At 60.4% G+C, this 13,422-nt stretch carries 17 protein-coding genes; 5 read left to right on the top strand and 12 right to left on the bottom strand.

Annotation, left to right across the window (positions count from 1 at the left end):
- Positions 1 to 271: 271 nt before the first annotated feature.
- The gene (locus ACIQ36_RS12260) at positions 272 to 766 is read left to right on the top strand and encodes a GNAT family N-acetyltransferase (RefSeq protein ID WP_395829615.1); all 495 of its coding nucleotides are present in this window, start codon (positions 272 to 274) and stop codon (positions 764 to 766) included.
- Here ACIQ36_RS12260 and ACIQ36_RS12255 read toward each other — a convergent pair.
- Positions 763 to 1,725, bottom strand: coding sequence for a threonine dehydratase (locus tag ACIQ36_RS12255; protein WP_395829613.1), 963 nt, complete (start codon positions 1,723 to 1,725; stop codon positions 763 to 765). The genes ACIQ36_RS12260 and ACIQ36_RS12255 overlap by 4 nt on opposite strands.
- 97 nt (positions 1,726 to 1,822) lie before the next feature.
- Between ACIQ36_RS12255 and ACIQ36_RS12250 the strand changes: the two genes are divergently transcribed.
- Positions 1,823 to 2,581, top strand: a complete 759-nt coding sequence (locus ACIQ36_RS12250; RefSeq protein WP_395829611.1) for a helix-turn-helix transcriptional regulator — start codon at positions 1,823 to 1,825, stop codon at positions 2,579 to 2,581.
- On the opposite strand, the gene ACIQ36_RS12245 is transcribed toward ACIQ36_RS12250, so the two are convergent.
- From ACIQ36_RS12245 to ACIQ36_RS12230, 4 genes are all read right to left on the bottom strand, one after another.
- Positions 2,578 to 3,756: an NAD(P)/FAD-dependent oxidoreductase gene (locus tag ACIQ36_RS12245; protein WP_395829609.1), complete on the bottom strand. Its 1,179-nt coding sequence runs from the start codon at positions 3,754 to 3,756 to the stop codon at positions 2,578 to 2,580. The two genes, ACIQ36_RS12250 and ACIQ36_RS12245, sit on opposite strands and share 4 nt — an antisense overlap.
- 213 nt (positions 3,757 to 3,969) lie before the next feature.
- Positions 3,970 to 4,977, bottom strand: coding sequence for a tryptophan--tRNA ligase (gene trpS / locus ACIQ36_RS12240; protein WP_395829607.1), 1,008 nt, complete (start codon positions 4,975 to 4,977; stop codon positions 3,970 to 3,972).
- 8 nt (positions 4,978 to 4,985) lie between these two features.
- Complete coding sequence (locus ACIQ36_RS12235; RefSeq protein WP_395829605.1) at positions 4,986 to 5,339, bottom strand: DUF1330 domain-containing protein; 354 nt, start codon at positions 5,337 to 5,339, stop codon at positions 4,986 to 4,988.
- Between the two features lie 14 nt (positions 5,340 to 5,353).
- Complete coding sequence (locus tag ACIQ36_RS12230) at positions 5,354 to 5,767, bottom strand: hypothetical protein (protein ID WP_395829603.1); 414 nt, start codon at positions 5,765 to 5,767, stop codon at positions 5,354 to 5,356.
- Between the two features lie 111 nt (positions 5,768 to 5,878).
- Here ACIQ36_RS12230 and ACIQ36_RS12225 point away from each other — a divergent pair, with 111 nt between their 5' ends.
- The gene (locus ACIQ36_RS12225; protein WP_395829601.1) at positions 5,879 to 6,682 is read left to right on the top strand and encodes a helix-turn-helix domain-containing protein; all 804 of its coding nucleotides are present in this window, start codon (positions 5,879 to 5,881) and stop codon (positions 6,680 to 6,682) included.
- On the opposite strand, the gene murJ is transcribed toward ACIQ36_RS12225, so the two are convergent.
- The 7 genes from murJ to ACIQ36_RS12190 all read right to left on the bottom strand — a co-directional run bounded on the left by murJ (position 6,679) and on the right by ACIQ36_RS12190 (position 11,774).
- Positions 6,679 to 8,244 carry a murein biosynthesis integral membrane protein MurJ gene (gene murJ, locus ACIQ36_RS12220; RefSeq protein WP_395829599.1) on the bottom strand — a complete coding sequence of 522 codons (1,566 nt, stop codon included), beginning with the start codon at positions 8,242 to 8,244 and terminating at the stop codon, positions 6,679 to 6,681. The two genes, ACIQ36_RS12225 and murJ, sit on opposite strands and share 4 nt — an antisense overlap.
- Positions 8,244 to 8,882: a DUF4276 family protein gene (locus ACIQ36_RS12215; protein WP_395829597.1), complete on the bottom strand. Its 639-nt coding sequence runs from the start codon at positions 8,880 to 8,882 to the stop codon at positions 8,244 to 8,246. Before ACIQ36_RS12215 ends, murJ begins: the two co-directional genes overlap by 1 nt.
- Entirely contained in the window at positions 8,882 to 9,991 is a 1,110-nt protein-coding gene (locus tag ACIQ36_RS12210; RefSeq protein WP_395829595.1) for an AAA family ATPase, read from the bottom strand. Before ACIQ36_RS12210 ends, ACIQ36_RS12215 begins: the two co-directional genes overlap by 1 nt.
- Complete coding sequence (locus ACIQ36_RS12205) at positions 9,958 to 10,671, bottom strand: HesA/MoeB/ThiF family protein (RefSeq protein WP_395829593.1); 714 nt, start codon at positions 10,669 to 10,671, stop codon at positions 9,958 to 9,960. Before ACIQ36_RS12205 ends, ACIQ36_RS12210 begins: the two co-directional genes overlap by 34 nt.
- Position 10,672: 1 nt before the next feature.
- The gene (locus tag ACIQ36_RS12200; protein WP_395829592.1) at positions 10,673 to 11,020 is read right to left on the bottom strand and encodes a cupin domain-containing protein; all 348 of its coding nucleotides are present in this window, start codon (positions 11,018 to 11,020) and stop codon (positions 10,673 to 10,675) included.
- Between the two features lie 6 nt (positions 11,021 to 11,026).
- A complete protein-coding gene (locus tag ACIQ36_RS12195) occupies positions 11,027 to 11,482 on the bottom strand; it encodes an Lrp/AsnC family transcriptional regulator (protein ID WP_395829590.1) in 456 nt (151 codons plus the stop codon).
- Between the two features lie 115 nt (positions 11,483 to 11,597).
- The gene (locus tag ACIQ36_RS12190) at positions 11,598 to 11,774 is read right to left on the bottom strand and encodes a hypothetical protein (RefSeq protein ID WP_395829588.1); all 177 of its coding nucleotides are present in this window, start codon (positions 11,772 to 11,774) and stop codon (positions 11,598 to 11,600) included.
- 467 nt (positions 11,775 to 12,241) lie between these two features.
- On the opposite strand from ACIQ36_RS12190, the gene ACIQ36_RS12185 reads away from it, so the two are divergent.
- Positions 12,242 to 12,766 carry a hypothetical protein gene (locus ACIQ36_RS12185; RefSeq protein WP_395829586.1) on the top strand — a complete coding sequence of 175 codons (525 nt, stop codon included), beginning with the start codon at positions 12,242 to 12,244 and terminating at the stop codon, positions 12,764 to 12,766.
- 1 nt (position 12,767) lies between these two features.
- Positions 12,768 to 13,422: TonB-dependent receptor plug domain-containing protein (locus ACIQ36_RS12180; protein WP_395829584.1), on the top strand; the 655-nt coding region annotated here is incomplete at its 3' end.

The raw sequence follows: 13,422 nt of genomic DNA, 5'->3' as shown, positions 1-13,422 counted from the left end.
GCGCGCGCGACCAGACCGATAAGGTCTTCGGCGTCGGCGGGGCCTATCAACTCGCACCGGGCCTATCGCTTCAGGCCGACGCCGCCTTCTTCGATATCGAAACGGCGACCGGCCTGAAGACCGGCAAAACCAGCAACGAGGGCACGCAATTCACCCTGCGCACGCGCCTCGACTTCTAACCCCTTAGACAGCAAGAATCGGAGGGGCAGGAGGATTGACCTTCTGCCCCGCCCCGACAATGCTGGGGGTACGAGCTTTCAGCGAGGCCCCCATGATACTCCGCGATGCGACCGCCGAGGATGTTCCCGGCATTCTGGCGATTTATAACGAGGTGATCGCCACCTCCACCGCCGTCTATATCGACGATCCCGTGAGCTTGGCCGACCGGCAAGCCTGGTTCGCCGCCCGCCAAGCGGAGGCCTATCCCGTTCTGGTTGCGACCGAGGGTGATGCGGTGCTGGGCTATGCGTCTTTCGGTACCTTTCGCGGCCCCTGGCCGGGCTTCCGCTATTCGGTCGAACATTCAGTGCATATCCGAAATGATCAGCGCGGCAAGGGGCTTGGCGGCCTGCTCATAGAACCGTTGATCGCGCGGGCGGAAGCCATGGGCAAACATATTATGATCGGCGCGATTGATGCCGATAATGCGGGCTCCATCCGCTTTCACGAACGGTTCGGTTTCGAAATTAGTGGCCATATGAAAGAGGTTGGCTTTAAGTTTGACCGCTGGTTGGATTTAGTGTGGATGCAGCGGAGGCTAGGCTAAAGCGTTCCCGCCAGCACCCGCGCCGTCATCTCCGTATCCATATTCGCCCCCGAGAGGATGACGGCGACGCGCTTGCCCTGCTGCCGATCCCGCTCCTGGATCAAGCCCGCAAGGCCAACCGCGCCCGCCCCTTCGGCAAGATTGTGCGTATCGTGGAAGAAAATGCGCACGGCATCGGCAATCTCCGCGTCGCTGACCGCAAGGATCCGGGCCGCGCCCTTAGAATAGATCGCAAAGGCCTCCGGCACTGGCGCGCGCACGGCGACGCCATCGGCGAAAGTGTTGGCGCTGGCGGTTTCAACGATTTGGCCCGTCTCAAAGGAGAGTTTCGCCGCCGCCGCTTCGGTCGATACCACGCCGACCACCTCCGTTTTCAGCCCCAAAGCATCGCGGGCGGCAATCGTGCCGCAGATGCCCGACCCACAGCCGATCGGTACATAGATTGTTGCAAGATCGGGCACTGCCGTCAGAAGTTCGAGCCCATAGGTGGCAACCCCGCGCAGCAGTTCGGGATGAAACGGCGGCACCGGAAACAGCCCCTCCGCCGCCGCCACGTGCATGGCTTCGGCCTTGGCACTATCGAAATCCGCGCCGAATTCCACAACCTCGGCGCCGAAACCGCGCATGGCGGCATTTTTTTCCCGCGCATTGCCCTGGGGAACATAGATTTTTGCCGTCAAGCCCGCCGCCGCCGCCGCGCGCGCCTGGGCTTGGCCGTGATTGCCGCGCGTCGCGGTTACAATCCCGCGCACCTCCGGATGGGCCCGCCGCAGCCAATCGATAAAGGTAATACCGCCGCGAATCTTGAAGGCCCCCGTGGGCGTGTGATTCTCATGCTTCACCCAAACTTCCGCCCCCAACCTTTGCCCGAGCAGCGGCCAGGCGAACTGGGGCGTTGGCGGCATTTGACGGTAGATCAGGGCTGCCGCGTCGGCGAGCGCGTCACGGGTGAAGGGCATGGTATGGCTCCGGGGCTGATCTGCAACAACGGGGTTTCTCTAACGCCCCCGCCGCCATTAGGCTTTCACCCATCTGACCCAATCGGCGTGTTTTCCGATGACATCCTATGCCACTGGCCCCTATCGGCTCACGCTGCTGCCGCATCAGCCCTATGCGGTACGCTACAGCGCGGCTGCACCGGCGCTCGGCTTCGCTTTCGATGGGCAGACGGGGCAGCACGCGTTCGATAGCGACCGGCTGCGCCCGTTCCGCACCCGCCCGAATAGTTTCGCCTATGTGCCGCCCGACTGCGCCGTGCAGTCACGCTCACCCACCGGGGGCGAGTATCTAACGATCACCCTGCCGGACGCGCTGGCCGCGCCGCAAACGACCGACCTTAGCGCCCCCGCCCTGCGCCCCCTCGCCCTGCGGCTTCGGCAAGAACTGCTCGCGCCGGGCCGCATCGATCCGCTGGAACTGGAGGCGCTGGCCGCCCAATTCGTCGCGGGCGCACGGGAGGCGCTGGCCCTCCCCAAACCGCGCGCCGCCGGATGGCTAACGCCGCAACGCTTAGCCCGGCTCGACGCACTCATCGAGGCGCAGCTCGCCGAGGGCATCAGCGTTGCGGCCCTTGCCGCCGCGCTTGGGCTCTCGGAGGGGTTTTTCTCCCGCGCCGTGAAAGCAAGCCTCGGGGTTTCGCCGCAAGCCTATCTGCTGGATCGCAAACTGAGCCGCGCCCGCGCCCTGCTGCGGACCCGCCCGGATGATTTAAGCCAGATCGCGCTTGCCGCCGGGTTTTCCTCCCATGCCCATCTAAGCGCCGCCTGTCGGCGCTATTTGGGCGTGACGCCGAGCGCGCTGCGAGGGCAGGGCTAAACCGCCATCCCCGCCGCCCAGCCGCTCGACCAAGCCCACTGAAAATTATAGCCGCCAAGCCAGCCGGTCACATCCACGGCCTCGCCGATGGCATAGAGGCCGGGCACGCTCGCAGCTTCCATTGTTTGCGACGACAGCGCCTTGGTATCGATCCCGCCCGCCGTGACTTCCGCTTTGGCGTAGCCTTCGGTGCCTGCGGGAAGAAAGGGCCAGCGCTGGACTTTCTCCGCCACCGCCAAGAGCAGCTTATCCGGCAGATCGGCCAGCGCCCTGCCCGCTGCCGCTTCGGGCGTCAACGCCGCCGCCAGCCGGGCCGGGAAAAGCTGGGCGAGAACGGTTTTCAACTCGGCTTTCGCCCGGCTGCGTTTGGCCGAGAGCAGGGCTTCCGTCGCGTCCCCCTCCGGCAGCAGGTCCAGCCGCAGGGTTTCGCCCGGCTGCCAATAGCTCGAAATCTGCAAGATCGCCGGGCCAGAGAGGCCGCGATGGGTGAAGAGCAGCGCCTCCCGAAAGGCCCGCTTGCCGATACTCACGCGCGCATCGGGCACCGCGACCCCGGCGAGCCCGGTCATCAACTCCAACTCCGCCCCGCCCGCCGTGAAGGGCACCAGGGCCGGGCGCGGCGGGACGATCGGCAAGCCGAAGCGTTTGGCCACCTCATAGGCAAAACCGGTCGCCCCCATCTTGGGGATCGACGGGCCGCCGGTCGCCAGAATCAAGGCCGGGGCGCTAAAGCTAGCCTTATCCGTTTCGATAACGAAATGATCGGTGCGGCGCACATCGGTAATCGCGTGATTGAGCTTCAGCGTCACATCCCCGCGCGCCGCCTCGTCCAGCAGCATTGCCACAATCGCCCGCGCCGAGCCGTCGCAGAACAATTGCCCTAAGGTTTTCTCGTGATAGGCAATCCCATGCCGCGCCACCATCTCGATAAAATCGAACTGCGTGTAGCGCGCCAACGCCGATTTGGCGAAGTGCCGGTTGTTCGATAAAAACTTATCCGGCGTGCATTCGAGATTGGTGAAATTGCAGCGCCCGCCGCCGGAAATCAGAATCTTCTTCCCCGGCGCTTCGGCATGATCGAGCACCAGCACCCGCCGCCCGCGCTGCCCCGCCGTTAGCGCCGCCATGAGCCCCGCAGCCCCTGCGCCGAGAATGATAACGTCATAGGTCGTCATGGCTGGTCCCGTGGATCCATCATCAGGGGCGCTGCCCCCGAACCCCCGCCCGAGGGCAGCGCCCTTGGGGAACGCAATTCATTTTGGCGAGGACGGAGGGAGTTCACCACATCAGTAAAAAGAAAATGGGATCGCCAAGGGGCAAGCCCCTTGGCTGGGGGCCCTGCGCGTTTGACGCGCAAAGCGCATCAGGCGGCAACGCCCCGATCCTTTTTACGCCTTCGGGCGCAACAGCCCCATCAGATCATAGGTCTTGTCCAGCACCGGCGTTGCAATTGCCTGCGCCCGTTCGGCCCCGCGCGCGAGGATGCGGTCGAGTTCGGCGGGATCGGCCATCAACTGATTGAGGCGCACGGACATTGGCCCCATCACGGAGACCGTGAGATCGGAGAGGTCGCGTTTGAAGGCTGAGAATTCCTTGCCCGCATAGTCGGCGATCACCTCCGCCAGCGGCTTATCGCTAAGGGCGGCGAAGATGTTCAGCAGATTGGCGGCTTCCGGGCGGCCTTCCAGCCCTTCCACGCTGTCCGGCAGCGGGAACAGGTCGGTTTTCGCCTTTTTCACCTTAAGGGCGATGGTATCGGCATCGTCGGTGACATTGAGGCGCGAGTAATCGGATTCATCCGATTTCGACATTTTCTTGGTGCCGTCGCGCAAGGACATCACGCGGGTGGCCGCGCCGAAAATCTGCGGTTCGGGCAGGGGGAAGAATTCCGTGCCGAACTGACGGTTGAAGGCCCCGGCGATATCGCGCGCCAGTTCCAGATGCTGCTTCTGGTCCTCGCCGACGGGAACATGGGTGGCGTGGTAGAGCAGAATATCGGCGGCCATCAGCACCGGATAGGAATAGAGCCCCAGGCCCGCCATATCCTTTTGCTTACCGGCCTTTTCCTTGAACTGGGTCATCCGGTTCAGCCAGCCGAGCGGCGTGATGCAGCCGAGCAACCAGCCGAGCGTCGCATGGGTCGGCACCGCCGATTGATTGAACAGAATATTCTTCTCGGGGTCGATCCCAGCGGCGATATAGGTCGCCGCCACTTCGCGCGTCGCCTTCAGCAGCGCCGCCGGATCCTGCGGCACGGTGAGGGCGTGCAGATCGACAACGCAGAAAATGCACTCGAAGTCCGCTTGCAGCTTCACCCAGTTGCGCACAGCGCCCAGGTAGTTACCGAGATGCAGGTGATGGGTCGGCTGAATGCCGGAGAAAATGCGCTTGCTCATGCCCCTGCTTATCGCGGAACCGAGGGGGGCGGGTCAAGATATGCCAGCAGGTCGGCACCACGATGGCCCGCCGCAACCCCCTCGACGAAAATAACATCGCCCTCGGCGCTGGCCGTCCGCAAAGGTTTGATCGCCTGATACGCCGGGGAGGCGTACCAAGTCTGCGCGGCGGCGCGGTCGGGAAATACAAGGATAATGAGGTCGCCTAGGGGCCAGTCGCCTTCCAGCCGCTCAATCGGCGCGCCATGCACGAGATAGCGCCCGTCAAAAGCGTCTAGCGTCGCGTCGATCTGGCGCAGATACTCGAAAAGTTCGGGTCCGGGGCGCGTGACGGTCAGTCGGGCGATGGCATAGGTCAGCATGAGGCACCTCGTCATTACGCGTGGGCTGGCGTGAGGCGTGCAGCAAGGCTAAAGCGCAGGCCATAGGCTTGCAGCCCGGCAAAACTAGCGACCGCTAGCGCCTGCCCCAGCACAAACGCCGTTCCCCACAGCGTCGGCGTAACCCAGCCGCTGAGCAGCAGGGCGAGACTATCGATAACCCAAACACCATTCAGCGCGATGACCAAGCGCACCACGCCGCGCCCCAGGGTCGGGCGGCGGGCGAGAAAGATCAGGAAGGCCGCATAAGGGAGAAGCCCGAGACCCAACCAGAACAGCAGCGCGTGGGGTAGGCCGAACAAAGGGCTCAGCGGACCTGCGGCAACGACGAGCAGCCCGCAGGTAGCCCCGCTCGCCAGGGCGTCTAAACGCAGAGCGCAACGAAGGGTGGGGTGCGGCGTGACGATCATAACAATGCTCCCAAACAGAGTGAAACCGCCCGCACTCTGCCGCCGCCCTGAACGCCCGTCGATTACGCGCTAGGTAATTGGCGCGACCCCAAAAGACGCTATTCTTGAACCATGACGCACGCCCCCTCCCCCGTCTCCGCGCCCAGCTTCGGCGACTCCTTACGCGCTTGGCGGCAGCACCGGCGCATCAGCCAGCTCGATCTCGCGTTGGAGATCGATATGTCGCAACGGCATCTGAGCTTCGTTGAAAGCGGGCGAACGCGCCCCAGCCGGGCGCTGGTGTTGCGATTGGCGGAGGGGCTTGAAGTTCCGTTACGAGATCGCAACCAAATGCTCTTAGCGGCAGGCTACGCCCCGGTCTATGGCGAGCGCTCGCTGGACGATCCGGCCTTAGCCCCCGCGCGGGCGGCGATTGAGTTGATTCTGAAAGGTCACGAACCCTTCCCGGCGCTGGCCGTCGACCAGGGCTGGACGCTGATTTCGGCCAACCGGGCGCTTGCGCCGTTTTTGGCACTGGTGGAAGACCAAAGCCTGCTAGCGCCGCCCGTGAATGTATTGCGCCTCAGCCTGCACCCGCAGGGGCTTGCGCCGCATATTCTGAATTTCGGCGATTGGGCCGCGCATTTGCTCGACCGGCTGCGCCGCCAGGTCGCCACCCGCGCCGATGCCAGTCTGAAAGCGCTGTTAGCCGAACTATCGGCGTTGCGCTCAGGCGATGCCGCCCCCAGCGGGCCAGATTATGGCGGCGTGCTGGTGCCCCTGCGCCTGCAAACGCCCGTGGGGCCGCTCGCGCTCTTCTCCACCACAACGGTGTTCGGAACGCCGACCGACATTACCCTATCGGAACTGATGCTGGAGGCTTTCTACCCCGCCGACGCTGAAACCGACGCGCGGTTGCGGCAGTGGCTGGGCTAGCCCTTCCGCCGCAGCGCTTTCAAATCGCGCAGATTAACCCCGCCGAGCGCGTGCCCCACGGCGAAAAACAGCAGCGCGCCCAGCGTGCAAAGCCCGGCGAAAATCGGATAGCGGAGGCTTTGCCCCGGTTGCAGCATCGGCAGCAACCACGGCAGGGCGGCAAAAATCGCGCCCGCCATGACGAGAGCGGCCAGCAGCAGACGAGGGCTTCGGCGGCGCAAGCGAGCATCGAGTGTGAGCAACTTGCGCCGATGCAGGGTGACACCGAGCATCGCCACATTCAGCCACGATGAGAGGCTGGTCGCCAGCGCCACGCCCGCCGCGCCCAGCCAGGGCATCAGCGCCAGATTGAACAGAAGATTCGCAATCAGGCAGACCACGGCGAAGCGCACCGGCGTTCGCGTGTCCTCCCGCGCAAAAAAGCCGGGCGTGAGGCCTTTCACCAGCACGAAAGCGGGCAGGCCGACCGCGAAAGCTTGCAGCACCAACGCCGTGCCTTGGGCATCCTCAAGGCTAAACGCCCCGCGCGCGAACAGCACGATCATGATCGGTTCGGCCAGCGCAATGAGGGCGGCGGTCGCGGGCAAGGTGAGCATCAGCCCATATTCCAGCGCGCGATTCTGGCTGGCTTCCGCCGCTGCTGTCTCGCCCTGACGGATCTGGCGGGTAAGCATCGGTAGCAGCGCCGTAGCTATCGCCGCCCCGACAACCCCGAGCGGCAGTTGCGCAATCCGGTCGGCATAATAGAGATGCGTCACCGCGCCCGTGGGCAGCAGGGAGGCGATCATCATATCGATCATCACATTGACGTGCATGATCCCCGCCCCCAACACGCCCGGCAGCAGCAGCTTGAGGAGCTTTTTCACCTCGGGCGTCAGGCGTGGGCGCGGTAGGCGCAAGGGTGCCTTCGCCCGATGACACGCCGCCGCCAACCAGAGGAACTGCGCCACGCCGGAGGCAACCACGCCCCAGGCGAGCGCTTCCGCCACCCCGTCGAGCCCGCGTTTGCCCAAGATCGGCGCGAGCCCCAGCATCGCCGCGATCATGCAGAGGTTCAGCAAGATCGGCGTCGCCGCCGCCGCCGCATAGCGGTCGAGGCTATTCAACACCCCCGACTGCAACGAGGCGAGCGAGACCAGCAGCAAATAGGGAAAGGTGATGCGCGCCAGATCGACGGTAAGATTGAATCGTTCCGGATCGTTAATGAAACCGGGGGCCATCGCCATCGTCAGATACGGCATGCCCGCTTCTGCGAGCCCCAAAAACACGATCAAGGCCGCCAACAGCACGGCCATCGCCTGTTCGGCAAACATCACCGCGCGCCGGTGCCCCTCGGTCGCCAGCAGCCCGGCGAAAACTGGCACGAACGCGGCATTAAACGCGCCTTCGCCAAACAGGCGCCGAAAGAAGTTCGGCAGCTTGAACGCCACCAAAAACGCATCGGATTCCGGCCCCGCGCCGAGCACCGCCGCCTGCACAACATCGCGGACAAACCCCAGCACGCGGCTGAGCATCGTAAAGCCGCCAACGGTGGCGATGGCGCGGGCAAAGGTGGGAGGCATTAGGAACGTTCTGCCAGGGTTTCGAGGGTTGTTAACCAGGTATTGAAGCGCGGGCACTGGGCGCGGATGGTTGGAAGGCCGATCTGCTCTAAAATAGGAACGAAATGAAACGCTTTCGCCTTGCTCTGATACCGCTTCAGCGCTGGCCCGCCTTTTGTCCAACGCTCTAATCTTCCAGAAGGCTTGTTCAAAACAGAATCATTTACATTCTCGGCCCCGCGCGCCTGCTGTACCACCGCATCAATTTCGCGCATTGTCTTTGTGGGAAGATCAAAATAATGCGCCAGAATTTTCGGTGATGACAAGAGTAGTGCCTCAATTTCATATTGCTGGATATAGGGCAAGAGTTTCTCAGAATTCCGAAAATTTGCAGAAAACCGCCCCTCTAAAGACGCGGCACTATCGGCCTCTTGCCGTCCCGAGAACCCATAAAAATCGTAAAGTGTCGTTACATACTGATGGTGGGGATTATTGAGAAGCCGCTCAATATCGGCTGCCGCGCGACCAAAACTCACACCACCTTTTAAATTCACAATGCTAACAACATCGACATGATAATGAGCGAGATGTGGTTTGAGAATTTCCTTAACCAAGCGCTCCTCGGTGCCGCCTTCAACGGAAATCGCTAGGTGAATCATTAGGGCCGCCCGCCGATAATATTTTTCTCCCAAATCTCCCCCATCGAGAAGTCTTCCAGCCAGGGCTTCACCTCCTCTTCCGTCAGGCGGCGGAAGGTTGAGGCTTCCTCTTTCCGTTCAACCACGATGAAATCTTGCCAACCGAAATAACTGGCGAAGGTCGGCGATTGGGTTGCCGCGATGATCTGCACGTCCGGTGAAACTTGATGAATCATCGCGGCCAGTTGAGCAATCGCGGCAGGGTGCAGGCCGAGTTCCGGCTCGTCGATAATAATCGTCGGCGGCGGGTTCGGTTGCAGAAGCAGCGCCGCCAGGGCGATGAAGCGCAGGGTGCCGTCCGAGAGGTCGCTGACGTCAAAGGCTTCTTCTGCGCCGATGTGCCGCCAGCGGAGGCGAATAAAGCGCTCATTCTCGGGATCAGGTTTTAATAAGAACCTTTGGAAGAAGGGGGCGATACTCCTAACCACCTGTTCGATATAGTCAAGATGGCTTGGGTGCTTTTCCTGTAGATAGTAAAGAAATGCGGCCAAGTTAGCACCGTCGGACAGGAGAGTATCCATCTCCACGGTATCCGAAGTTGCACGAATTCGACTACTGATGGTCGTGTCATGAAAATGAAAAACCTTAAATCCAACGATAGTTTTATAGAATTTTCGTAATGATGTTGGCCCCTCCGTATCCTGATAGCCAGGCGGCGTAGTGGCAGCGCTAACGGAATTTATTTCATCTTGAATATGACCATGCTCTACAAGAATTTCTAATTTATCATTAACTCCGAGATCAAAAACGGAATTATAGTGCCCTCTTTCAAAATCAACTCTCACCGCTAATTCTTCAGAAAATTTTCCAGAAAAATGAAGCACCCTTCCAGCCCCACCCATTCTTTTCACATAATGGTCTAATTCACCGTGTGCCATTTTTAATAGAAAACTAAATATCCCGACAAAATTAGTCTTCCCCGCCCCATTTGCGCCAATGAGAATATTAATATCTTTCAACTCAAGGTCATACATCTCCCGGATTGATTTAAATCCGCGAATCGTCATCCGTTCAATTTTGCCCGAATTTTCCACCATCACCCAATCCGCACCCGATCCAGCGAACTCCACAGCGCCTCGTACATCAGCAGCCAGCCCGACAGCGACTCGCCGATGCCGAGCAGTTCCTTCACCACCTCCACGGCGGCGAGGCTGCCCATCACGCCGGCAGCGGGGCCGAGGATGCCGGTTTCGGCGCAAGACGGCAAGGCACCTGGGGCAGGCGGAGTTGGGTAGAGATCGTGGAAACCGGGGTGGCCTGGGCCGAGGTAGGGTTTGAACACGGTCAACTGCCCGGAAAGCTGCACCACAGCGGCGGAGATCAGCGGGATTTTCGCCCGCGCGCAGGCTTCCGCCACCAGGCGGCGCGTGGCGAAACTATCGCTGCCGTCGAGCACCGCATCGGCCCCGGCGATCAGCGCGTCGATGCTGGCGTCGGTAGCGCGCTCGGGCCGCAGAATCACGTCAACGCCGGGATTGAGCGCCGCCAGCGCTTTGGCCGCGCTGTCGGTTTTCAACGCGCCAACCCGCGCGGTTGTGTGCAGAATTTGGCGATTGAGGTTCGAGAGATCGACCGTATCATCATCGATCACCACCAGCCGCCCCACCCCCGCCGCCGCGAGATAGAGCAGCGCCGGGCTGCCGATGCCCCCCGCGCCGATCACGGCGACGGTGGCGGCCAAAAGTTTCGCCTGCCCCGGCCCGCCGATTTCCTTTAGCAGCAGATGCCGGGAATAGCGCGCAATCTCCATCTTAAATCGAGGCTTCTGCCACCGCGTAGAGCTTGCGGACGGGCTCCAAGGTTTCCCAAACGCCGATGAAGCCCGCCGGAATGATGAAGGAATCCCCGGCCTTGAACTCGCGCGTTTCGCCATCGCGGGCGATCAGGCGGACTTTACCCGCCAGCAGCACGCACAGCTCTTCCTCGGTGTAGTTCACTTCCCACGCGCCGACGGTGGATTCCCAAATGCCGCAAAAGAAATGCCCGTTCGCGCCAACATATTGATTGGCAACGCGGGTGACAGGGCTGCCGCGCAGAGGGTTCGCCGGTTTGCTCTCTTCGCCCCGGGCGCGGTAATCGAGCAGAAAAGGCAGGTTCATCGCGCGTTAGCCCCGTTCAAATTTCATATCCAAAACCACTGCCGATTGGGTGCGGCGCACGCCAGGGGATCGACCGATATCGTCTAACAGTTGATCCAGCGCTTTCGCCCCGTCAACTGCGACCAGCAGCATCATATCAAACTCGCCGCTGACTGTGTGGCACCGTTTCACCTCGGGCCTTATCCGCAGGGCTTGCGGCAGACTGTTGCCCGCCCGCGCGTCCAACGACAGAAACACATGGGCTTGCAAGGCCGTGGGCCGGTCCGAAACACCGCTACGGCCCAGGCGCACCGTATAGCCTTCAATCGCCCCATCCCGCTCCAGCCGCGCGATCCGCTCCTGGGTCGCCGAGCGGGACAGGCCGATCTTGCGGGCAAGCGAGGCCGTGGGCTCGCGGGCATTCTGATCCAGAAGTCCCAGCAGCCGCCGGTCGAGATCATCCAAGCTGGTGCGCTGCGTCATGGGGCGAACCCTACCGCGCGCCACGGTTTCTGAAAAGCATCAAAGAAAAGCCCCGCAAGCGCTGCGCTGGCGGGGCCGGATGCGTCACGTCATGGGAGACGATCCAATCGGGGGATTACCGAGTGTTCCGGGCCGGAGCCACCGGCCGAAACAGGCGTACCGGAAGCGGCATGCCCGTCATGATCCAAAAGCCGAACCGTTGGGTGTCGGCGGTGATGCTGATCGGCGGCGTGGAACGGGTCTTCGCGCGTTCACGGGCCGGAAGAGGGTCCTCCTTCTTCATATACAGCATGGGTGTGGCTCCTTGTTGTGAGTCTTGTCTAGATGATCCCCGATGGATCACACCTCACAGTAATACCGATCTGTTAAAAAAAGGTAAGCAGAAAATGAGCATTTAAGCGAGTCGCTTTTTCGAGGGGCATTCTGATGCCTTGGTATATTCTTTAGTATAAATTTAGCTAAATATTAAAATCGCGTTCTGCTAAAAATATAGAGCAGAGTCTAACTTACGCAACAACACCCACATGGGTGAATTCGTAAGATCAAGATTATGTTTTCTTTGGGAAAATCACCGAGAAGATCACCACCTTACAACAATACAACTATAGATAATTAATCATGAGATCAACCATGCACACCCTTTTAGGTTTTATAAGCAATAATCCAGATTAATTTGGGTTTATCTGGAGTTTTTTGTTAACGTTAAACGCTTGTCACTGGAGTGACGTGATGAAAATATCAATAAAATACATAAATTTTATGAGTCTTAGTGTAGCCATATTTGCGTCATTTTGTTTTTATTCATCCTTTTCTTGGGCTGAAACAACGCCAAAAGACCTGCAAGTTCTTGGCCGCGCCCTGGGTTTTTTAGAAAAACCTCTGACTGGATCGGTCGTGGTCGGTGTGGTGTATGCTCCAGGAAACTCGGCGTCCGAGGCGGACCTAAAGGCGGTTCAAGACACGCTGGCCAAAGGGTTAAAGTCGGGCAATGTCACGCTTGAAGCAAAGGCAATCCCGATAACCGCTTTAGGCAGTGAGATTAATGACTTGAAGGTTATTTTTGTAACCGAAGGCTTGTCGTCGCAATACGAGCAGATCGTAGCGGCGATCAAGGATAAGGGAATCTTATCCGTCACTACCGACCTGGGCTGCGTCCAAGCCGAAAAATGCGCGGTCGGCGTAAAAAGCGAACCCAAAGTGGAAATTATTGTAAGCCGCGCTGCTGCCGGAGCCGTCGGCGTTGCGTTCTCGGCGTCCTTCCGGATGATGATTAAGGAGATTTAACATGAAGGCCTTTGCTTCCCTCCGCACATCGCTTATCGCCCTTCTCAGCACGGTTGCAACGGCCCCGGCCATCGCCCAGGGGATCAATTACAGCGAACTAGAGCAATTATTCGGCGAACCCGTCACCACCAGCGCGACGGGCAAACCTCAGCGCGTGACCGAAGTTCCGGCCAATATGGATATTATTACCCAGACGGATGTTAAACGGTCGGGCGCTAAAGATATTCCCACTATTTTACAGCGCCTTGCGGGCTTATCCGTCGAATCAAGCGGGGCAAGAAGCTACGACGTGGCCGTTCGCGGGTACAATCAGCCGGGCGCGCCGCGCTTGCTCGTTTTGATCAATGGTCGGCAGGTCTATCTTGATCATTATGGGCTGGTAGCCTGGAGTACATTGCCCGTTCAATTGGCTGAAATTCAGCAAATTGAAGTGGTGCGCGGCCCAAACAGTGCGCTCTTTGGCTTTAATGCGGCCGCCGGGGTTATTAACATTGTCACGACAAACCCTCTGACGGATTCCGTGAATAGCGCGAGCGTTAGCTTTGGGAATGACGGTCAGAAGAACGGCTCTCTCGTTGGCACAACCCGCGTTGGAGATCGGATCGGGTTACGCCTGTCGTTGGGCGGAGATTATGCCGAACAATACAAAGGCGTTC

The sequence above is a fragment of the Elstera sp. genome (assembly GCF_044372965.1).
Taxonomy (GTDB): domain Bacteria; phylum Pseudomonadota; class Alphaproteobacteria; order Elsterales; family Elsteraceae; genus Elstera.
This window is presented reverse-complemented; position numbering and strand designations above follow the sequence as displayed.